The 19,801-nt window shown below is 71.2% G+C and carries 17 protein-coding genes and 1 riboswitch; of the genes, 8 read left to right on the top strand and 9 right to left on the bottom strand.

Translation table 11 applies throughout. The features are described 5' to 3' along the window. Nucleotides 1-10: 10 nt before the first annotated feature. On the top strand, nucleotides 11-796 hold the full coding sequence (gene nagB / locus ACZ573_RS03435) for a glucosamine-6-phosphate deaminase (protein WP_471298352.1): 786 nt from the start codon (nucleotides 11-13) through the stop codon (nucleotides 794-796). Nucleotides 797-998: 202 nt separating this feature from the next. Here the strand turns inward: nagB and ACZ573_RS03430 are convergent, their stop codons facing one another. The 4 genes from ACZ573_RS03430 to ACZ573_RS03415 all read right to left on the bottom strand — a co-directional run bounded on the left by ACZ573_RS03430 (nucleotide 999) and on the right by ACZ573_RS03415 (nucleotide 5,818). After that, entirely contained in the window at nucleotides 999-2,480 is a 1,482-nt protein-coding gene (locus tag ACZ573_RS03430; protein WP_471298349.1) for a glycoside hydrolase family 3 protein, read from the bottom strand. A 7-nt stretch (nucleotides 2,481-2,487) separates the two neighbouring features. Continuing rightward, entirely contained in the window at nucleotides 2,488-3,306 is an 819-nt protein-coding gene (locus ACZ573_RS03425; RefSeq protein WP_468114822.1) for a carbohydrate ABC transporter permease, read from the bottom strand. Nucleotides 3,307-3,374: 68 nt separating this feature from the next. Beyond that, entirely contained in the window at nucleotides 3,375-4,394 is a 1,020-nt protein-coding gene (locus ACZ573_RS03420) for a carbohydrate ABC transporter permease (RefSeq protein ID WP_471298347.1), read from the bottom strand. A gap of 143 nt (nucleotides 4,395-4,537) precedes the next feature. Then, the gene (locus tag ACZ573_RS03415) at nucleotides 4,538-5,818 is read right to left on the bottom strand and encodes an extracellular solute-binding protein (protein WP_471298346.1); all 1,281 of its coding nucleotides are present in this window, start codon (nucleotides 5,816-5,818) and stop codon (nucleotides 4,538-4,540) included. Nucleotides 5,819-6,107: 289 nt separating this feature from the next. Here ACZ573_RS03415 and ACZ573_RS03410 point away from each other — a divergent pair, with 289 nt between their 5' ends. The 6 genes from ACZ573_RS03410 to ACZ573_RS03385 all read left to right on the top strand — a co-directional run bounded on the left by ACZ573_RS03410 (nucleotide 6,108) and on the right by ACZ573_RS03385 (nucleotide 13,719). Continuing rightward, nucleotides 6,108-6,872 carry a GntR family transcriptional regulator gene (locus ACZ573_RS03410; RefSeq protein WP_301366535.1) on the top strand — a complete coding sequence of 255 codons (765 nt, stop codon included), beginning with the start codon at nucleotides 6,108-6,110 and terminating at the stop codon, nucleotides 6,870-6,872. 124 nt (nucleotides 6,873-6,996) lie between these two features. Then, nucleotides 6,997-9,216, top strand: coding sequence for a carbon starvation CstA family protein (locus ACZ573_RS03405; RefSeq protein WP_471298343.1), 2,220 nt, complete (start codon nucleotides 6,997-6,999; stop codon nucleotides 9,214-9,216). Then, complete coding sequence (locus ACZ573_RS03400) at nucleotides 9,213-9,410, top strand: CstA-like transporter-associated (seleno)protein (protein ID WP_030016682.1); 198 nt, start codon at nucleotides 9,213-9,215, stop codon at nucleotides 9,408-9,410. Before ACZ573_RS03405 ends, ACZ573_RS03400 begins: the two co-directional genes overlap by 4 nt. A gap of 100 nt (nucleotides 9,411-9,510) precedes the next feature. Then, the gene (locus ACZ573_RS03395) at nucleotides 9,511-10,008 is read left to right on the top strand and encodes a GNAT family N-acetyltransferase (protein ID WP_471298340.1); all 498 of its coding nucleotides are present in this window, start codon (nucleotides 9,511-9,513) and stop codon (nucleotides 10,006-10,008) included. A 51-nt stretch (nucleotides 10,009-10,059) separates the two neighbouring features. Continuing rightward, nucleotides 10,060-10,181: riboswitch (cobalamin riboswitch) on the top strand. Between the two features lie 143 nt (nucleotides 10,182-10,324). Next, nucleotides 10,325-12,703, top strand: a complete 2,379-nt coding sequence (locus ACZ573_RS03390) for a ribonucleoside-diphosphate reductase subunit alpha (RefSeq protein WP_471298337.1) — start codon at nucleotides 10,325-10,327, stop codon at nucleotides 12,701-12,703. After that, the gene (locus ACZ573_RS03385; protein WP_376159774.1) at nucleotides 12,703-13,719 is read left to right on the top strand and encodes a ribonucleotide-diphosphate reductase subunit beta; all 1,017 of its coding nucleotides are present in this window, start codon (nucleotides 12,703-12,705) and stop codon (nucleotides 13,717-13,719) included. Before ACZ573_RS03390 ends, ACZ573_RS03385 begins: the two co-directional genes overlap by 1 nt. Before the next feature lie 74 nt (nucleotides 13,720-13,793). Here the strand turns inward: ACZ573_RS03385 and ACZ573_RS03380 are convergent, their stop codons facing one another. Next, entirely contained in the window at nucleotides 13,794-14,021 is a 228-nt protein-coding gene (locus ACZ573_RS03380) for a hypothetical protein (protein ID WP_471298334.1), read from the bottom strand. An 81-nt stretch (nucleotides 14,022-14,102) separates the two neighbouring features. Between ACZ573_RS03380 and ACZ573_RS03375 the strand changes: the two genes are divergently transcribed. Beyond that, nucleotides 14,103-15,068, top strand: a complete 966-nt coding sequence (locus ACZ573_RS03375; protein WP_471298333.1) for a helix-turn-helix domain-containing protein — start codon at nucleotides 14,103-14,105, stop codon at nucleotides 15,066-15,068. Nucleotides 15,069-15,083: 15 nt separating this feature from the next. Here the strand turns inward: ACZ573_RS03375 and def are convergent, their stop codons facing one another. From def to ACZ573_RS03355, 4 genes are all read right to left on the bottom strand, one after another. Then, complete coding sequence (gene def / locus ACZ573_RS03370) at nucleotides 15,084-15,719, bottom strand: peptide deformylase (protein WP_471298330.1); 636 nt, start codon at nucleotides 15,717-15,719, stop codon at nucleotides 15,084-15,086. A gap of 82 nt (nucleotides 15,720-15,801) precedes the next feature. Continuing rightward, nucleotides 15,802-16,791 (bottom strand): tetratricopeptide repeat protein, encoded by a 990-nt coding sequence (locus ACZ573_RS03365; RefSeq protein WP_030011692.1) that lies wholly within the window; start codon nucleotides 16,789-16,791, stop codon nucleotides 15,802-15,804. Nucleotides 16,792-16,922: 131 nt separating this feature from the next. Beyond that, nucleotides 16,923-18,182, bottom strand: coding sequence for an HD-GYP domain-containing protein (locus ACZ573_RS03360; protein WP_471298327.1), 1,260 nt, complete (start codon nucleotides 18,180-18,182; stop codon nucleotides 16,923-16,925). Then, nucleotides 18,179-19,687, bottom strand: coding sequence for an HD-GYP domain-containing protein (locus tag ACZ573_RS03355; RefSeq protein WP_471298324.1), 1,509 nt, complete (start codon nucleotides 19,685-19,687; stop codon nucleotides 18,179-18,181). The genes ACZ573_RS03360 and ACZ573_RS03355 overlap by 4 nt, the downstream gene beginning before the upstream one ends. Nucleotides 19,688-19,801 lie beyond the last annotated feature (114 nt).

Here is a 19,801-nt window from a genome sequence, read left to right as displayed (position 1 = left end):
CAGGCCCCGCGTGGAAGTTGTCATCGTCCCGGACGCCAAGGCAGGCGGCGAGCTCATCGCGGAGGCCATGGCCGCCCTGGTGCGGCGCAAGCCCGACGCCCTGCTCGGCGTGGCGACCGGCTCTACCCCGCTGCCCATCTACGAGGCCCTCACCGCCAAGGTCAAGGCCGGACAGGTCGACGCCTCCCGGGCCCGGATCTGCCAGCTCGACGAGTACGTCGGCCTGCCGGCCGGGCACCCCGAGTCCTACCGCGCGGTCGTGCTCCGCGAGGTCGTCGAGCCCCTGGGCCTGTCCGAGGCCTCCTTCATGGGCCCCGACGGTTCGGCCGAGGACATCGTCGGCGCGTGCGAGGCCTACGACCGCGCCCTGGCCGAGGCCGGCGGCGTCGACCTGCAGCTGCTCGGCATCGGCACGGACGGCCACATCGGCTTCAACGAGCCCTGCTCCTCCCTCACCTCCCGCACCCGCATCAAGACGCTGACGGAGCAGACCCGCGTGGACAACGCGCGCTTCTTCGACAACGACCTGGAGCAGGTGCCGCACCACGTCATCACCCAGGGCATCGGCACCATCCTCGACGCCCGGCACCTGGTCCTCCTGGCCACCGGAGAGGGCAAGGCCGACGCCGTCGCGCAGACCGTCGAGGGCCCGCTGTCCGCGCTGGTCCCGGCCTCCGCGCTGCAGTTGCACCGGCACGCCACCGTGATCGTGGACGAGGCCGCCGCGTCGAAACTGAAGCTGGCGGACTACTTCCGGCACACCTATGCCAACAAGCCCGCCTGGCAGGGCCTGTAGCCGCACGGCGCGACAGAAGGGCCGGACTCCCGCGGCGGGAGTCCGGCCCTTCTGTCGTGTGCGTGCAGCCGCTGCGCGGTGCCTTCCGGGCGCTGCCCGGACCCGGTCCTCAAACGCCGGACGGGCTGAAAAATCCAGCCCCGCCGGCGATTGAGGCGCGGGGTCTGGGGCGGAGCCCCAGCAGCGGTGCCGCAGGGGGCCGCTACACCCCCGCGATGACTTCCGCCGCGGCCCGCCCGCAGACGCGGGACGCGCCATGGGTGGCGATGTGCACCGCACCCCGCGGCGCAGCCATGGGCAGGCCCATCTCGACCACGACCGTGTCCGGCCGGGCCGCGACCAGCGCGTCGAGCACCTCGGTCATCCAGGGGTGCCGGTGCGCGTCACGGACCACCGCGACGACGGTACGGTCCCCCGCCGCCGCCAGGACGCCCCCGGCACGGGAGCCCTCGGGGTAGACGCCCGCACCGGTGCCCGGGAGCAGCTCGGCGAGTTCCGCCGCCACGCCCCACGGGGTCTCGTCCCCCACCGCGATGTTCGCGACGGGCGCGAGCGTGGCGACGTAGGGCTCGGTGAGCGGCTTCGCCGAGCCGGTGACGACCACGGCGCGGCGGGCGGCCGTCAGCCCGATGCCGGACGCGCGGCTCCCCTCCGGCTGCGCGTCCGGCCGGGCTCCGCGGGTCCATGCGGCGAGTGTGCGGACGCGGGCGGCGGCGTCGGCGAGGCGCTCCTCGGGCAGTGCCCCCTCGCGGACGGCCGCGACCAGCGCGTCGCGCAGCCGCAGGACGGTGGCTTCGTCGGCGAGTCCGCCGCCGACGCAGATGGCGTCGGCGCCGGCCGCGATGGCCAGGACCGAGCCGCGCTCGATCCCGTACGTCCCGGCGATGGCGTTCATCTCCATGCCGTCGGTGACGATGAGGCCCTCGTAGCCGAGCTCCCCCCGCAGCAGGCCGGTCAGGATCTGCGGGCTGAGGGTGGCCGGGCGGGTCGGGTCGAGGGCGGGCACCAGGATGTGCGCGCTCATCACGGCCTTGGTGCCGGCCGCGATCGCCGCCTTGAACGGGACGAGTTCGCGGGCCTGGAGGGTGTCCAGGTCCACGTCGATGCGCGGCAGGGCGTGGTGCGAGTCGACATTGGTGTCGCCGTGGCCCGGGAAGTGCTTGGTGCAGGCGGCCACGCCGGCGGCCTGGAGGCCCTGGACGTAGGCGGCGGTGTGCCGGGCGGCGAGGTGGGTGTCGGCGCCGAAGGACCGTACGCCGATCACCGGGTTGTCCGGGTTTGAGTTGACGTCGGCGGACGGGGCCCAGTTGAGGTTGACCCCGCACTCGGCGAGGCGGCGGCCCAGCTCGCGGGCCACGTCCCGGGTGAGGCCGGTGTCGTCGACGGCGCCGAGGGCCAGGTTCCCGGGGAAGGACGAGCCGCCGCGGACCTCCAGGCGGGTGACGTCGCCGCCCTCCTCGTCGATGGCGACCAGGACGTCGTCGCGCTCGGTACGCAGCTGCGCGGTCAGCGCGGCGAGCTGCTCGGGCGAGGCGATGTTGCGGCCGAACAGGCCGACGGCGGTGAGGCCTTCGCCGACCTGGCGGAGCAGCCAGGCGGGGGCGGTGGTGCCCTCGAAGCCGGGCTGGAGGACGGCGAGGGCGTCGCGGGTGACCGTATCGGTGCGGTGCGCAAGAACAGTCATGACGGCGTCATCCCTTCACGGCGCCGGCGGTCATGCCGCCGACGGCCTTGCGCTGGAGGAAGATGAAGATCAGCAGGACCGGGACCGCGAAGAGCGAGGAAGCGGCCATGGTGGCGCCCCAGTCGTTGCCGAAGGCGGACATGAACTCGGTCAGCCACAGCGGCAGGGTCTGCGCGCTCTTGTCCTTGTTCAGGATCAGGACCATGGCGAACTCGTTCCAGGCCGTGATGAAGCCGAAGAGCGAGGTGGACATCAGGCCGGGGGCCAGCAGCGGGAAGATCACCTTGCGGAAGGCCTGGCCGCGGGTGCAGCCGTCGATCTGGGCCGCCTCTTCCAGGGTCACCGGGACGGCGGCGATGAAGCCGCGCAGGGTCCAGATGGTGAAGGGGAGGATCATCACGAAGTAGATCGCGGTGAGCAGCGGGAGGCTGTTCAGCATCTCGCCGTCGCGGGCGATCATGTACATCGCGATGACCATGACCTCCCAGGGGGCCATCTGGGCCATCATCACGGTCAGGACCAGGCCCTTGCGGCCCTTGAACCTCATCCGGGCGATGGCGAAGCTCGCGGCGAGGGCGACGAGCAGGGCCAGCAGGACGGCGCCGACGGTGACGAGGACGCTGTTGGTGACGTACGTCCAGAAGTTCTCGACCCCGGTGGCCTTGGCGAAGTTGGCCGTCGTCGGCGTGAAGACGAAGACGGGGTCCTTGGTGAGCATCTGGTCGGCCGGCTTGAGGGCCGAGGAGAACATCCAGTACACGGGGAAGACGAAGACCAGGGCCAGCAGGAGTGCGCCGAGGTTCTTGGCCACGGCTCCGGGGCGCACCGGGCGGCGGGTCCGGAGCTGCTGTGCGGGCCTCTCGGGAGCCGCGGGCTTCGGGGCGGTGGTGGTGCTCACTGCTCCTCCTCCTGCTTCAGGATCAGGCGGAAGTAGAAGGACATGACGATCACGAGGATCACGATCGTCAGGACGGAGATCGCGGCGGCGAGGCCGTAGTGGGCCTGGCTCTGGCCTTCGACGTAGGCGAAGACCGGCAGGATCTCGGAGGCGCGGTCCGGGCCGCCCTTGTTCATCGCGTAGACCTGGGTGAAGGCCTTGAAGACCCAGATCACCTCGAGGAAGGTGGTGATGAGGAAGAAGGGCTTCAGGTTCGGGAAGACGATCTTCCAGAAGGTCTGCCAGCCGTTGGCCCCGTCCATGCGGGCGGCCTCGTACAGCTCGGCGCCGACGGTGGTGAGGCCGGCGTACATGTTGAGGGCGACGAACGGGATGGAACCCCAGACCACCAGGATCGTGACGATCACCATCGTGGAGAGGCCGGTCTCCATCCAGTTGTGCTGCTCGTAGCCGGAGAAGCCGGCGGTGCGCATGACCCAGTTCATGACGCCGAACTGCTCGTCGAACAGCCAGCGGAAGACCTGTACCGAGGCGACGATGGGCATGGCCCAGGCCATCACCAGGGCCATCGAGAGGACCAGTCGCATCTTCTTGCCGAGCTTGTTCAGCAGGATGCCGATGAGGCTTCCCAGCACCATGATCAGCGCGACGTTGGCCAGGGTGAAGCCGAAGCTGCGGACGACGACGGTCCAGAAGTTCGTGTCACCGAGCAGCTCGGTGTAGTTGTCGAGCCCCGCGAAGGGGTACTTCCGCTGGATGAACTCGATCTTGTTGATGTCCTGGAGGGACAGGATCACGTTCTTGATCAGCGGATACAGCAGGAGCGTCGCGAGGGCGAGCACCGCGGGCGCGACCAGCAGGTACGGCAGCCACCCCGTGGGGAGCGACTTCCCGCCCCCGCGAGGCGGCGTGGGGCCGGGGCCGGTTGCTGGGGCCGGCTTCTCGGGCAGTCCGTCGGACTTCGGTGGTGCGTCCTGTGGAGCGCTGGTCACCGCTCCCTGGGAGTGCACGGTCATGGCTTGGCTTCCTCGCGGTTGACTGTGGAGTCAAATGCGCGACCGGGGCGCGGCGGGTGTCCGGGCACCTGCCGCACTCCCCGGTGCGTTCACACTGCTGGGTCGTACGGGTACTGCGAGTACTGCGGGTGCTGCGGGTGGGACTACTTGTTGATGCGCTTCGCGATCTCCGCGTCCGCGTCCGCACCCGCCTTGGCGGCGTCCTCACCCTTCAGGACCTTGGTCATGAACTCCTTGATGGGGTTCGGCTCGGTCTCGACGTTCGCCCAGCCCGGGGTGACCGGGGTGATCTTGCCGTTGGCGCCGGCCTTGCCCATGGCCTCGGCGAAGGAGCCCGCGGCGGGGGTGAAGTTGGCACCGGCCTGGTTCGGGAGCAGCGCGCCCTTGGTCTCGGCGGCGTACTTGGTCATCTGCTCCTTGCCGGCGGCCAGCGCCAGCCACTCCTTGGCGAGCGCCTTGTTCTTGGAGCGCTCGGCGACGGCGAGGTTCGAGCCGCCGAGGAAGACGGTGCCGCTCTTGTCGGCGGTCTTGCCCGGGATCGGGAAGTAGCCGAAGTCGGCTTCCTTGCCCGCTTCCTTCAGGGCCTTCTCGGCGCCGCCGGCCTCCCAGCCGAGACCGATCCACGAGGCGACGCCGCCCTTGGGAACGATGTCGGTGGACTGCTGCGGGGTGGCCTCGTCCTTGTCCTTGGGGGCGGTGGAGAAGGACTGGAGCTTCTTGTAGAACTCCATCGCGGAGGCGGCCTGCGGGGTGGCCAGTCCGCCCTTCCACTTGGCGCCGTCCTTGACGGCGAGGTCGCCGCCCTCGTCCCAGATCAGGCCCGCGAGGACGTACCAGCTCTGGCCGGGCAGGTAGATCGGCTGCGAGGCCGGGTCGGCCGCCTTCAGCTTCTCCAGGCCGGCGATCCACTCGTCGCGGGTGGTGGGCGGGGTGACGCCGGCCTTGGTGAAGGCCTTCTTGTCGTAGATGACGACGCGGTTGGCGGCGTACCAGGGGGCGGAGTAAAGCTTGCCGTCGACCTCGGCCGAGGCGAGCATGCTCTTCTGCCAGGCGTCGGCGCCGAGCGTGGCCTTGTCCTTGGTCAGGTCGGCGAGACCGCCGGTGACCGCGTAGCCCGCGGTCTGGGTGTTGCCGAGCTCAAGAACGTCCGGAGGGTTGTTCTCGGAGAGGGCCGTGGTGACCTTCTCCTGGATGCCGGTCCACTTCTGCTCCTCGACCTTGACCGTCACACCGGGGTGCTTGGCCGAGAACTCCTTGTTGACCTCTTCGATCCAGGCCTTCGGCGCGGAGCCGTCCATGACCCAGACGGTGATCTCCTTGGGGCCCGCGTCGGCCTTGGCCTTGTCGTCGTCCCCGTTGCCACAAGCCGCGAGGCCGATAACCATGCCCGCGACTCCAACCGCCGCGATGAGCTTGCGCTTCACGCCACCCTCCTCAGGGATGCCTGCCTGCACTTCCCTTGCCCGCCGCGGTGACATACGCGAAGTACTGCCGTGGGGCCGGGATCTGATCCATATTGGTTTAGACCAGTAGCTGAACCTTGGCCTAGACCTTTAGGGGTGTCAAGGGTCTAATGAGCGGGTGCCAGGTCCGTTATCGGACCGACACCTGGGGAGAGAGAAGGCCTGTCCCCCCTTACGTGTCACGATGTGACCGCACATATCGGAGGAGCCGGTGACGGCAGCGAAACTGGAGTCGGGAAGGCGGGCGGCGATGGCCACCGAAGGGGCGACCACGGAGCCGGAAGGCGGGGCAGCCACTCGCACGGCGCGTGTGCCCAAGTACTACCGACTCAAGCGGCACTTGCTCGACATGACCGAGACACTGCCGCCCGGCACGCCGGTGCCGCCCGAGCGCACGCTCGCGGCCGAGTTCGACACCTCGCGGACCACCGTCCGGCAGGCCCTCCAGGAACTGGTCGTGGAGGGGCGACTGGAACGGATCCAGGGCAAAGGCACCTTCGTCGCCAAGCCCAAGGTCTCCCAGGCCCTGCAACTGACCTCGTACACGGAGGACATGCGGGCCCAGGGCCTGGAACCGACCTCCCAGCTCCTCGACATCGGATACGTGACGGCCGACGACACCCTCGCCGGCCTGCTCAAGATCACCACCGGCGGACGGGTGCTGCGCATCGAGCGGCTGCGCCTGGCCAGCGGCGAGCCGATGGCCATCGAGACCACCCACCTCTCGGCCAAGCGCTTCCCCGCACTGCGCCGGTCGCTGGCCAAGTACACCTCCCTCTACACCGCCCTCGCCGAGGTGTACGACGTGCACCTCGCCGAGGCCGAGGAGACCATCGAGACCTCACTGGCCACCCCGCGCGAGGCCGGCCTGCTCGGCACCGACGTCGGGCTGCCGATGCTGATGCTCTCCCGGCACTCCCTGGACGCCGACGGCGAACCGGTGGAGTGGGTGCGGTCGGTGTACCGCGGCGACCGGTACAAGTTCGTCGCCAGGCTCAAGCGCCCCGCCGCCTGACGCCCGACCCCCGCGCCGCGTACCGGAATTCCACGACCGGAATGCGGACGGGGTCTTACGTTCACCAGGCAATCCCCCGTAGATTCCGCCTGCTTACGCAGATGATCGACGAGGGGACGAGGTCATGCCTGAACCGGAAGCAACAGGGACAGAACGGGACGCGGCGAGTCCGGGCAGCACGCCGGGCTCGCCTTCTCCCAGGTCCATCGCCGCGTGGGTGCTCGTCGGACTCGTCGGCGCCATCGGCTGGGGCGTGCTGGCGCTCTCGCGCGGCGAGGAGATCTCCGCCGCCTGGCTGCTCGCCGCCGCGCTGGGCTCGTACGCGATCGCCTACCGCTTCTACGCGCGCTTCATCGCGGACCGCGTGCTGAAGGTGGACGCCACCCGGGCCACCCCCGCCGAACGCCTTGACAACGGTGTCGACTTCCACCCCACCGACCGCCGGGTCCTCTTCGGCCACCACTTCGCGGCCGTGGCCGGCGCCGGCCCGCTCGTCGGACCCGTACTCGCCGCGCAGATGGGCTATCTGCCGGGCACCATCTGGATCGTCGCCGGCGTCATCTTCGCCGGGGCCGTCCAGGACATGGTCACGCTGTTCTTCTCCACCCGCCGCGACGGACGTTCGCTCGGCCAGATGGCCCGGGACGAGATCGGCCCCGTCGGCGGGGCCGCCGCCCTGGTCGCCGTGTTCGCCATCATGATCATCCTGCTGGCGGTGCTGGCCCTGGTCATCGTCAACGCCCTGGCGCACTCGCCCTGGGGCGTCTTCTCCATCGGCATGACCATCCCGATCGCCGTCTTCATGGGCTTCTACCTGCGCGTCCTGCGGCCGGGCCGGGTCACCGAGGTCTCCGTCATCGGCGTCGCACTGCTGCTGCTCGCCATCGTCGCGGGCGGCTGGGTCGCCGAGTCCTCCTTCGCGGGCACCTTCACCCTGGAGAAGGAGACGCTGGTCATCTGGATGGTGGTGTACGGCTTCCTGGCATCGGTGCTGCCGGTGTGGATGCTGCTCGCCCCCCGCGACTACCTCTCCACCTTCATGAAGGTCGGCACCATCGCGCTCCTCGCGCTCGGCGTGGTCATCGCGATGCCCACCCTGAAGATGCCCTCGGTCACCGAATTCGCGGCGAGCGGCGACGGACCGGTCTTCGCCGGGTCGATGTTCCCCTTCGTCTTCATCACCATCGCCTGTGGCGCGCTCTCCGGCTTCCACGCCCTGGTCTCCTCGGGAACCACCCCGAAGATGATCCAGAAGGAGACCCAGGTCCGCATGATCGGCTACGGCGCCATGCTGACCGAGTCCTTCGTCGCCGTCATGGCGATCATCGCGGCCTGCATCATCGAGCCCGGGCTCTTCTTCGCGGTCAACTCCCCCGGCGGGGTCATCGGCACCACCGTCGAGTCCGCCTCCCAGGCGGTGACCCACTTCGGCTTCGCGATCTCCCCGGAAGCGCTCGCCCAGGCCGCGAAGGACGTCGAGGAAGCCAGCCTGCTCTCGCGCACGGGTGGCGCGCCGACCTTCGCACTCGGAATGTCGGAGATCTTCTCCGCCGTGGTCGGCGGCGCCGGGATGAAGGCCTTCTGGTACCACTTCGCCATCATGTTCGAGGCGCTCTTCATCCTGACGACGCTCGACGCCGGCACCCGCGTGGGCCGGTTCATGCTCCAGGACACCCTCGGCAACGTGCACAAGTCCTTCAAGGACGTCAGCTGGAAGCCCGGCGTGTGGTTCGCGAGCGCGATCGTCGTGGGAGGCTGGGGCTACTTCCTGTGGGTCGGCATCAAGGACCCGCTCGGCGGCATCAACCAGCTCTTCCCGCTCTTCGGCATCGCCAACCAGCTGCTCGCCGCGGTCGCACTGGCCGTCTGCACCACGCTGCTGATCAAGTCCGGCCGGCTCAAGTGGGCCTGGGTGACGGGCGTTCCGCTGGTCTGGGACGCGACGGTGACCCTCACCGCGAGCTACCAGAAGATCTTCTCCGACGACGTGAAGGTCGGCTTCTTCGCCCAGCGCGACAAGTACCAGGCCGGAATCGACGCCGGCAAGGTCCTGGCGCCGGCGAAGAACATGGACGACATGCACACCGTGGTCACCAACGCCACGGTCGACGGCGTCCTGTGCGCCTTCTTCGCGGTCCTGATCATCGTGGTCCTCGCGGACGCGGCCCGGACCTGCCTCAAGGCCGTCCGCGACCCGGCGTCGGCGGCCCTCTCCGAGACCCCGTGGACCGAGTCGAAGATCGTCGCCCCGGCCGGACTGATCGCGACCGCCGAGGAGCGGGCGGAGCTCGCCGCGGCGGGCCCGGAGGCGGGCGGCGGACACGTCAAGGAGCCGGTGGCGTGAGCACCGTACGGAGCGTGCTGGCCAGGGCCCGGTTCTACGTACGGGAGTTCTCCGGGGAGGCCGCGTACGACCGGTACGTGGCCCATGCCCGCTCCCACGACCCGGACGCGGAGGTCCTGACCCGCCGCGCCTTCGAACGCGCCCGTACGGACGCCCGCGAGGCGGACCCCCGCGAGGGCTTCCGCTGCTGCTGAGCCGCCCCGCACACCGAAGGCCCCGCCGGATGCTTCCGGCGGGGCCTTCGCCGGGTCCGCGCCCGGCACCGGCGCCGGCCCGTCCTGCACACTCGACCGCATGGACATGGTGATCAGAACGGCGCTGCCCGCCGAGTACGCGGAGCTGGGTGAGATCACGGCGCGGGCCTACCTCGCCGACGGGCATCTGGACTTCAACGAGGACGACCACTATCTGAACGTGCTGCGCGACGTGGCCGGCCGGGCCGCCCAGGCCGAAGTGCTCGTCGCCGAACGCGAGGGGCGGGTGCTGGGCGGTGTGACCTTCGCCGCTCCGGGCAGTCCGCTCGCCGACATCGCGGCCCCCGACGAGGCGGAGTTCCGGATGCTCGCGGTCGCCCACGAGGCGCGCGGCCAAGGCGCCGGCGAGGCTCTGGTGCGGGCCTGCGTCGAGCGGGCGCGGGCCCTGGAGGGCGTGACCGGCCTGGTTCTCTCCACCCAGCGCAGCATGGGCGGCGCCCACCGGATCTACGCGCGCCTGGGCTTCGTACGCACTCCGGAGCGGGACTGGGCGCCGATCGAGGGTCTGACACTCTTCACTTACCGGCTCAAGCTGTAGCCACGCCGACACTACATGTGGGGGTTACCGCACAGGGCCGCCCCCACATGTATGCTCATGCCTGCTGTCGCCGCAGGGGAATCCGGTGCGAATCCGGAACTGTCCCGCAACGGTATGAAGTGTCCGGCTACCGGACGCCAAGTCCGATGACCTGCCGACAGCGCGCCCGGCTCGACCGAACCGGGTGCCGATTCGTCCGGGCCTCGCGGTTGGGCCGGTGGACGCCATGCGGGGTACGCGTTCTCGTCGCGCCCGCATGCGCCCGCCCGCGCCCCGCTCCGCCGATGACCGGGCCGAGCGAGGGAGAGCTCCCGCCGTGACCATCGCGCCTTCCGCACCGCGCGCCGAGTCCACTTCTGGCGACAACACCGAGGGCCCGGGGGCCACGCTGCTGCGTACCCTCACCGAACTTACGGCGGACCTCCCCGACACCGACCCCGGCCGGGTCGCGGCCTCCGCGCTGCGCGGCCGCAGCTCCGCCGCCGACGACGCCGAACTGCGCGGGCTGGCCACGGAGGCCGCCGCCGGTCTGATCTCCGAGGACCCGGCCTACTCCCGGCTCGCCGCCCGCCTGCTGACGCTGGCCGTGCGCGACGAGGCCGCGAGCCAGGGCTCGACGTCCTTCTCGGCCTCCGTCGAGGTCGGCCACCGCGAGGGCCTCATCGCCGACCGCACGGCCGAGTTCGTCCGCACCCACGCGGGCCGGCTCGACTCGCTCGTCGAACTGACCCTCGCCGAGGGCGCCGACGACCGCTTCGGCTTCTTCGGCCTGCGCACCCTGCACAGCCGCTACCTGCTGCGTCACCCGATCACCCGTCAGGTCATCGAGACCCCGCAGTACTTCATGCTGCGCGTGGCCTGCGGTCTGGCCGCCGACGACAGCGTCCAGGCCGTGGAGGAAGTGGCCTCGCTCTACCGGCTGATGAGCCGCCTGGACTACCTGCCGTCCTCCCCCACGCTCTTCAACTCCGGTACCCGGCACCCGCAGATGTCCTCCTGCTACCTGCTGGACTCCCCGCTGGACGAGCTCGACTCGATCTACGACCGCTACCACCAGGTCGCCCGCCTCTCCAAGCACGCCGGCGGCATCGGCCTCTCGTACTCCCGCATCCGCGCCCGCGGTTCGCTGATCCGTGGCACCAACGGCCACTCCAACGGCATCGTGCCGTTCCTGAAGACCCTCGACGCCTCCGTCGCCGCCGTGAACCAGGGTGGCCGCCGCAAGGGCGCCGCCGCCGTCTACCTGGAGACCTGGCACGCGGACATCGAGGAGTTCCTGGAGCTCCGCGACAACACCGGTGAGGACCAGCGCCGTACGCACAACCTGAACCTCGCCCACTGGGTGCCGGACGAGTTCATGCGCCGTGTGAACGCCGACGCCGACTGGTCGCTGTTCTCCCCGGCCGACGTCCCCGAGCTGGTCGACCTGTGGGGTGACGAGTTCGACGCCGCCTACCGCAAGGCCGAGGCGGACGGCCTGGCCCGCAAGACCATGCCCGCCCGCGACCTGTACGGCCGGATGATGCGCACCCTCGCGCAGACCGGCCAGGGCTGGATGACCTTCAAGGACGCCTCCAACCGCACGGCGAACCAGACCGCCGAGCCGGGCACGGTCGTGCACTCCTCGAACCTGTGCACCGAGATCATCGAGGTCACCAACGACGGCGAGACGGCCGTCTGCAACCTCGGCTCGGTCAACCTGGGCGCCTTCGTCGTGGACGGCGAGATCGACTGGGAGCGGATCGACGAGACCGTCCGCACCGCCGTCACCTTCCTCGACCGCGTGGTGGACATCAACTTCTACCCGACCGAGCAGGCCGGCCGCTCCAACGCCCGCTGGCGCCCGGTGGGCCTGGGCGCGATGGGCCTCCAGGACGTCTTCTTCAAGCTGAAGCTGCCCTTCGACTCCCCCGAGGCGAGGGCCCTGTCCACCAAGCTCTCCGAGCGCATCATGCTGGCCGCGTACGAGGCCTCCTGCGACCTCGCCGAGCGCAGCGGCCCGCTGCCGGCCTGGGAGCAGACCCGTACCGCCCGTGGTGTCCTGCACCCGGACCACTACGACGTCGAGCTGAACTGGCCGGAGCGCTGGGACGCGCTGCGCGCCCGCGTCGCCGAGACCGGTATGCGCAACTCCCTGCTCCTGGCCATCGCCCCGACCGCCACGATCGCCTCGATCGCCGGCGTGTACGAGTGCATCGAGCCGCAGGTCTCCAACCTCTTCAAGCGCGAGACGCTCAGCGGTGAGTTCCTCCAGGTGAACGGCTACCTGGTGGAGGAGCTGAAGCAGCTCGGCGTGTGGGACGCCCAGACCCGCGAGGCGCTGCGCGACTCCTCCGGCTCGGTCCAGGGCTTCAGCTGGATCCCGGCGGAGGTCCGCGAGCTGTACCGCACGGCGTGGGAGATCCCGCAGCGCGGTCTGATCGACATGGCGGCGGCCCGTACGCCGTTCCTGGACCAGTCGCAGTCGCTGAACCTGTTCCTGGAGACGCCCACCATCGGCAAGCTCAGCTCGATGTACGCGTACGCCTGGAAGCAGGGCCTGAAGACCACCTACTACCTGCGCTCGCGCCCTGCGACGAAGATCGCCCGCGCCGCCCAGGCGGCCACCCCCGTCGAGCTGCCGCAGGCGGTCGCCGACGCCGAGGCGCTGGCCTGCTCCCTTGAGAACCCCGAGTCCTGCGAGGCCTGCCAGTAATGAGCTCCAACGACCAGAAGAACCTCCTGGACCCGGGCTTCGAGCTCACGCTCCGCCCGATGCGCTACCCGGACTTCTACGAGCGCTACCGGGACGCGATCAAGAACACCTGGACCGTCGAGGAGGTCGACCTCCACTCGGACGTCGCCGACCTGGCGAAGCTGACGCCCTCCGAGCAGCACATGATCGGCCGGCTGGTCGCGTTCTTCGCGACGGGCGACTCGATCGTCTCGAACAACCTGGTGCTGACGCTCTACAAGCACATCAACTCCCCGGAGGCGCGCCTGTACCTGTCGCGCCAGCTGTTCGAGGAGGCCGTGCACGTCCAGTTCTATCTGACGCTGCTCGACACCTACCTGCCCGACCCGGACGACCGCGCGGCGGCCTTCGACGCGGTCGAGGAGATCCCCTCCATCCGCGAGAAGGCGCAGTTCTGCTTCAAGTGGATGGACTCGGTCGAGAAGATCGAGCGCCTGGAGACGGCCGCCGACCGCCGCCGCTTCCTGCTGAACCTGATCTGCTTCGCGGCGTGCATCGAGGGCCTGTTCTTCTACGGCGCCTTCGCGTACGTGTACTGGTTCCGCTCGCGCGGTCTGCTGCACGGCCTGGCCACCGGCACCAACTGGGTCTTCCGCGACGAGACCATGCACATGAACTTCGCCTTCGAGGTCGTGGACACGGTCCGCAAGGAGGAGCCGGAGCTCTTCGATGACGCCCTCCAGCAGCAGGTCACCGACATGCTCAAGGAGGCCGTCGAGGCGGAGCTGCAGTTCGGCCGCGACCTGTGCGGTGACGGCCTGCCGGGGATGAACACCGAGTCGATGCGCGAGTACCTGGAGTGCGTCGCGGACCAGCGCCTGGTCCGGCTGGGCTTCCCGCCGGTGTACGGCTCGCAGAACCCGTTCTCCTTCATGGAGCTGCAGGGTGTGCAGGAGCTGACGAACTTCTTCGAGCGCCGTCCGTCGGCCTACCAGGTCGCGGTCGAGGGCACGGTCGACCTGGACGAGGACTTCTAAGGCAGCATACGTCTGGACCGGGGAGCCGGGATGCGGAGATTTCCGTGTCCCGGCTTCTCGCGTTCCCCGGTTGTTCAGTGGGCGATCGGGCCCCAGTACCGCCGGGCGGCGGGCCGGAAGGCGCGCCGCCGCGGGGTGGGCGGGAGGCCGCCCGCGCGCTGGCGGGGGAGCCACACCAGCCGGGTCGCGACGGCCCGGATCTGCTGGTCGACGCGCCGGTCGCGCAGGATCCCGTACAGGCTGGGCGCGAGCACGAGGGCGGCGATGGCGAGGACGGCGAGGTAGTTCACGAAGGTGGTCATAGCTCTACTGTCCGCCTGATCGCCCATGATCGACAGTGGCAGTACTGTCACAGAAGACCGAATTACTGCCACACTGGAGTCATGCTGACCAATGTGGCCGTGGCCCTCGTCGACGGAGTCGCCCCCTTCGAGCTGGGGATCTTCTGCGAGGTGTTCGGAATCGATCGCAGTGACATGGGCGTGCCGGTGTACGACTTCGCCGTCTGCGCGGCGGAGGACGGGCAGCTGAACGTGGGCGGGGGCGCCTTCGGAATCACTCCCGCGCACGGGCTGGAGCGGCTGGAGGAGGCCGACCTCGTCTGTCTGCCGGCCGCCAGTGACGCCGGCGTACGCATCTACCCCGAGCCCCTGCTCGCGGCCCTGCGCCGGGCCGTGGACCGCGGTGCGCGGGTCCTCAGCGTGTGCAGCGGGGCCTACATCCTCGGCGCGGCCGGGCTGCTGGACGGCCGCCGGTGCACCACGCACTGGATGCACGCCGCGGCCCTGACCCGCCGCTTCCCGCGGGCCGTCGTCGACCCGGACGTGCTCTACGTCGACGAGGGCTCGGTGATCACCGCCGCCGGCACGGCCTCGGGCATCGACGCGTGCCTGCACGTGGTGCGCCAGGAGCACGGGGCCGAGGTGGCCAACATCATCGCGCGCAGGATGGTCGTCCCGCCGCACCGGGACGGCGGGCAGGCCCAGTTCATCCAGCGGCCGTTGCCGCGCACCGCCTGTGACACGGTGGGCGAGGTGATCGAGTGGATGGCCCGCCACCTGGGCGAGGAGATCACCGTCGAGCAGCTCGCGGAGCGCGCGCACATGTCCCCGCGGACCTTCGCCCGCCGCTTCCTCCAGGAGACCGGCACCACCCCGTACAAGTGGGTGCTGCGCCAGCGGGTCCTGCTGGCGCAGGAGCTGCTGGAGTCGACCGGCGAGACGGTGGACGCGATCGCCGGCCGCTGCGGCTTCGGCAACGCGGCCGCCCTGCGCCACCACTTCCTGCGGACCCTGGGCACCACGCCGAACTCCTTCCGGCGCGCCTTCCGGGGCCCGCAGGCCGCCTAGACCATCACTTCACGATCAGGCGTTGGGGACGGTCTCGTAGCGCGGGGTGCCCTCTTCCATCTGGCGCAGGGCGTCCCTGCGGTCCCGCTTCGAGAGGCGGTCGATGTAGAGGTAGCCGTACAGGTGGTCGGTCTCGTGCTGCAGGCAGCGGGCGAAGTAGCCGGTGCCGCGCACCTTGATCGGGTTGCCCTGCGCGTCCTGGCCCTCGACCTCGGCGTAGTCCGGGCGGGCCAGCGAGGCGTACGCCGTCGGGACCGACAGGCAGCCCTCGTTCGAGTCGTCCAGCACCCGCGCGCCGGCCGGCAGCTCGATCAGCTTCGGGTTGACGACGACGCCGGTGTGCCGCTTGCCGTCGTCGTCCGGGCAGTCGTAGACGAAGACCTTGGCGTCCACGCCGATCTGGTTCGCGGCCAGGCCCACGCCCTCGGCGGCCTTCTGGCTGGCGAACATGTCGTCGATCAGCTGCGCCAGCTCGTCGCCGAACTCGGTGACGTCCTTGCACTCCCGGTGCAGGACCGGGTTGCCGACCACGGTGATCGGACGGGCCGTGCCGCGCTGACGGTGGGCGAGCTCGCGCGCCTCACAGTCCTCGGTGTCCACGACGTACCCGTCGTTCACGCTCTCGACAACCTCGTTCTCCTGCTGCGCCATGTCCGCCGTACGCCTTCCGTAAGTCCCGGTCACCGATGGTCGTGGTGGCCACCGATGTGCCCGTACAGCCTACGGCCCCGGGTCAGCAGACTTCTTCGAGATCCCGCCACTCCCTGGTACCCGGGCTGTCCGCGACCCAGCCGTCGAGCAGTCCGCGCACCAGACCGGCCGGTGCCGCGATCCCGCATTCACGCTCGGGGACCCACAGGGAGCCCGAGCCGGCCGTACGGTGCCCGAGCGGTCCGGGGTGGCCCGGCTCGCTGTGGTCGTGCGGATCGAGGTGCTGCTCGCCGTCTCCCTCGTCGCTCGGCATCTCGCTCTCCGAGCAGGTCCGGCACAGCAGCCGCACCGACGAGGACCAGTCCTCGGCGGCGAATCCGGCGTCCGAGGCCAGCTGCTCCAGCGCGTCGCGGTCCGCCTCGGTGGCCGCCTCCAGCAGCACCACCCAGGTCGGCACCGGGGACGGCGCCCACAGCTCGATCTCGTCGAACACGGGGTACGAGGGTCCGGCCGCGGTCACCCGCTCGCCGTGCGGGACGCCGTCGTGGAGGACGACCTCACCCCAGCGCCGCCCCGAGGAGGGCAGCGGGATCGAGAGGACCTCCAGCCGGGCCGGGTCCAGCCGGCGTCCCCAGACCACCTCGGCCTCGCCCTCGGGCGAGAGCCGCACGGCGGCGCTGCCGAGTTCCATGCCGACCGGCTCGCCCGCCCCGGCCGCGTCCCCGGGCACCTTCAGCCCGTACGCCTGCCAGGCCCGCCGGGCCAGCGGCCAGTCCTGCAGCGCCGTGGCGGCGATCCCCACGTTCCACCAGTCCGGGGCGCCCGTCTCACGGTCCAGCAGGGCCACGGCGCGCAGCCCGGCGGCCCGCGCCTGCTCCCAGTCGTGCCGGAACTTGTGCAGCAGCGCCAGATTGAACCAGGACTCGGACAGCCAGGGCTCCAGGTCCGCCGCTCTCGTCAGGAGCGCGCCCGCGTCCTCGTACCGCCCGTCGCCGATCAGCGTGAACGCGCGGTCGGTGGCCTGCCGCCACGAGGCGGAGGGCCGATGCCGTACCTTCCCGAAGATCCTCACGATTCCCGCCTGCCTGGGGGCACCTCCCAGCGGTCGCTGGGGGACAACGGTGCAGCCTTGCGGACACTCCTACGGTCCCTCTTACTGGCATCCAACCATGCCCACTCGGACGGCCGCTCATTACCCATGGGTTACCCAGGTGGGACGGGCACCACTCTGTGACGTCCGCCCCTGGCCAGAACCCTTGCCAGGCACTCCACGACCTCCGGCTGGTAATCATGCCCGGTGCCCAGGCGGAGCCGCTCCAGGGCGGCCAGTGAGCCACCCGGGTGACGGCTCCCGCCGACCAGATCGTCGTACGCATTCACCGTACGCACGATCCGGGCCGCCGTGGGCTGCTCCCGGTACGGATCCGCCTGCCGCTCCACCACCACGGCGACCTCGGCGGGCACCCCGGTCTGCCGGGCCACCTCCCCGCCCAGCTCGGCGATCCGGCGGGCCTCGCCCTCGGGGAGTCCGGCCGTGGCCCCGTCCGGGACCGGGTCGACGAGGGAGAGCTGGCCGATGTCGTGCATCAGGGCGGCGTACTCCAGCACCGTGAGCTCCCGCTCCGACAGGCCCAGCTCCCGGCCGACGGCGCAGCTCAGGGCGGCCACCCGGCGGGAGTGGCCCGGCCGGGTGCAGCCGGCGATCTCGGTGGCGCGGGCCAGGGAGGTGATGGTCTGGCGGTAGGTGGTGCGGATCGCGGTGATCCGGTGGAAGGAGAGCTGGGTCAGCAGCAGGGGCACGCTGAAGACGGGCAGGGCCCACAGGCCCGCGACGGCCGCGCCGAGCGCCATCACGACCCCGGTGGCGCAGATCGCCGAGCCGATGCCGAGCTGGGCGCGCAGTTCGTCGTGCAGCAGCGGACCGTACGGCCGGCCGGTCCGGGCCCCGGCGAGCGCGGCGGCGAGCACGGCGTCGCACAGGGCGGTGAGGCCGAGGAGGAAGATCAGGTAGCCCGCGAGGTACGGGCCCTGGCCCCCCCACTGCTCCAATCGGCCCGAGTTGTAGAGCGGCTGGAAACAGGCGGCGGCGAAGGCGACGGTGAGGACCCGGCGGGACAGGCGGTCGAGGGCGGGGCCGCGGCCGCGGGCGATGTGCGGGACGATCCCGGCGAGGACGGCCGCGACGACGACCGCGACGGTCTGGAGCACCCCGTGGTGGGTGGGCTGCCCGGCGTTCTGGCCGAGCAGGCCGTAGGCGAGGGCTCCGGCGGAGCCGAGCGGTGCGGGGCGGTGTCCGAGGGGGTCCTGGCGGTCCCGGCGGGCGAGCTCCCCGACGGTGATCAGGGTGGCGAAGGCCAGGGCTGCGCCGGGCTCGGCGACGCCGTTCCACAGGGTGTGGCCGAGCGCGGCGCCGGTGAGCACTCCGGCGGCCCCCCGCACGGTCCACGCGGCCGGGGCCCTCATCCGCCCGCCCCGGCGCCGTCCGGGCCGGACCCGCCGGCCGGGCCGGGAACCGCGGGGACCCTGCCCGGTGGCGGCGGGGCCGGTGCGAGGGGGCGGGAGCCCTGGTCCGGCAGCCCGGCCAGGGCCGCGGGGTCAGGCTCCGGCCCCGGCCCCGGCCCCGGCGCGGGCGCACGCGCCGGGATCACCTGGAGGTCCTCGTCGGAGGTCACGACCGGGTGCCAGCCGGTCCGGCCGATCGCGTCGGCCAGCGCCCGCACCATCGACGGGTCGAACTGCGTGCCCGCACACCGCTCCAGCTCCGCGAGGGCGACCGGTACCGGCCGGGCCCGGCTGTACGAGCGGGTCGAGGTCATCGCGTCGAAGGCGTCGGCCACCGCCACCACCCGGGCCAGTACCGGGATCTGCTCGCCGGTCAGCCCGTACGGATAGCCGGAGCCGTCGACCCGCTCGTGGTGGTGCAGGATCGCGGACCGGGCCTCGCCGAGGGAGCCGATGCCGCGCACCATCTCGTGCCCGTACTCGGGGTGCAGTTCGATGATCCGGCGCTCCTGCGGGGTGAGCGGCCCGTCCTTGCGCAGCAGCCGGGTGGGGACGCCGAGTTTGCCCACGTCGTGCAGGATCCCGGCGATGCGGACCGTCTCCAGCCGGTCGTCGGCCATCCCCAGCTCCCGGGCGATCATCGCGGAGGCCTGGCCGACCCGCTCGCTGTGGCCGCGCGTGTAGCGGTCCTTGATGTCGACGGCCTGGACGAGGGCGCGGATGGTCGCCTGGTGGGCGGTGCGCTCGCGGTGGTACTGGGCGAAGACCCAGCAGGAGATGTACATCGGCAGCAGGACGAGCAGCGCGGCCGGGGGCCCGTACGGGCTGCGCCACATGACGGCCATCATCAGGCCGGCGAGGCCGTGGACGCAGTGCGGGGTGAGGGAGGAGGCCGCGAGCCCGCGCCAGGCGGTGGCGGCCGGGCGGCGTTCGGCGGTGGCCAGGATGCCGCCGTCGAGGGCGGTGAGCACCAGGCAGAAGGCGACGGCCGCGGCCGTCGCGGGAAGCAGGGCGTAGGGGAAGTCGGCCGGCCCCGCGGGAGGCCCTGAACCGGCGGAGGGGCCGCCGCCGAGGGTGGCCGGGCCGCGCAGCAGCCCGTAGGCCTGCCCCGCGACCCAGGCGGCCGTCGCCTGCTGCGCGCCGTGCCACACGCGGCGCACCCGGGCGGGCCGCTCGACGACGGTGCCCGCGAGTCCCCCGGGCAGCGCCACGAGCGCGGCGGCGGCGGGCGGCAGCAGGAAGACGGCGGCGAGCACCACGGGGAAGAAGGGGCCGATGCCCTCGGGCACGCGGCGCCCCGGCGGCGGGCAGACCTTGACGAGTTCGCAGCCGAGGTAGAGCGCGGCGAGCAGGGCCACGGCCGTCCAGGGCGTAGCGGAATCCGTGAGGGCGGGGGTGACGCACGCGACGGCCGCGAGGACGGCGCACAGGATGTATCCGCGCGCCCCCGGCGGAAGTGCCCGCATGGTGCTCTCCTCCCCTGTGCCGTGCACACCTGTGCTGAATCGAGCCAGCACCGAATGGGGAGAATAGGTGGGGCCCGGAGCGAGGTGGGCCACATTTCCGCATTGGGCCATGCG

The organism is Streptomyces sp. NPDC040545 (assembly GCF_055595065.1).
The sequence above is the reverse complement of the archived record's forward strand: the minus strand, read 5'-3'. Positions and strand labels throughout refer to the sequence as shown.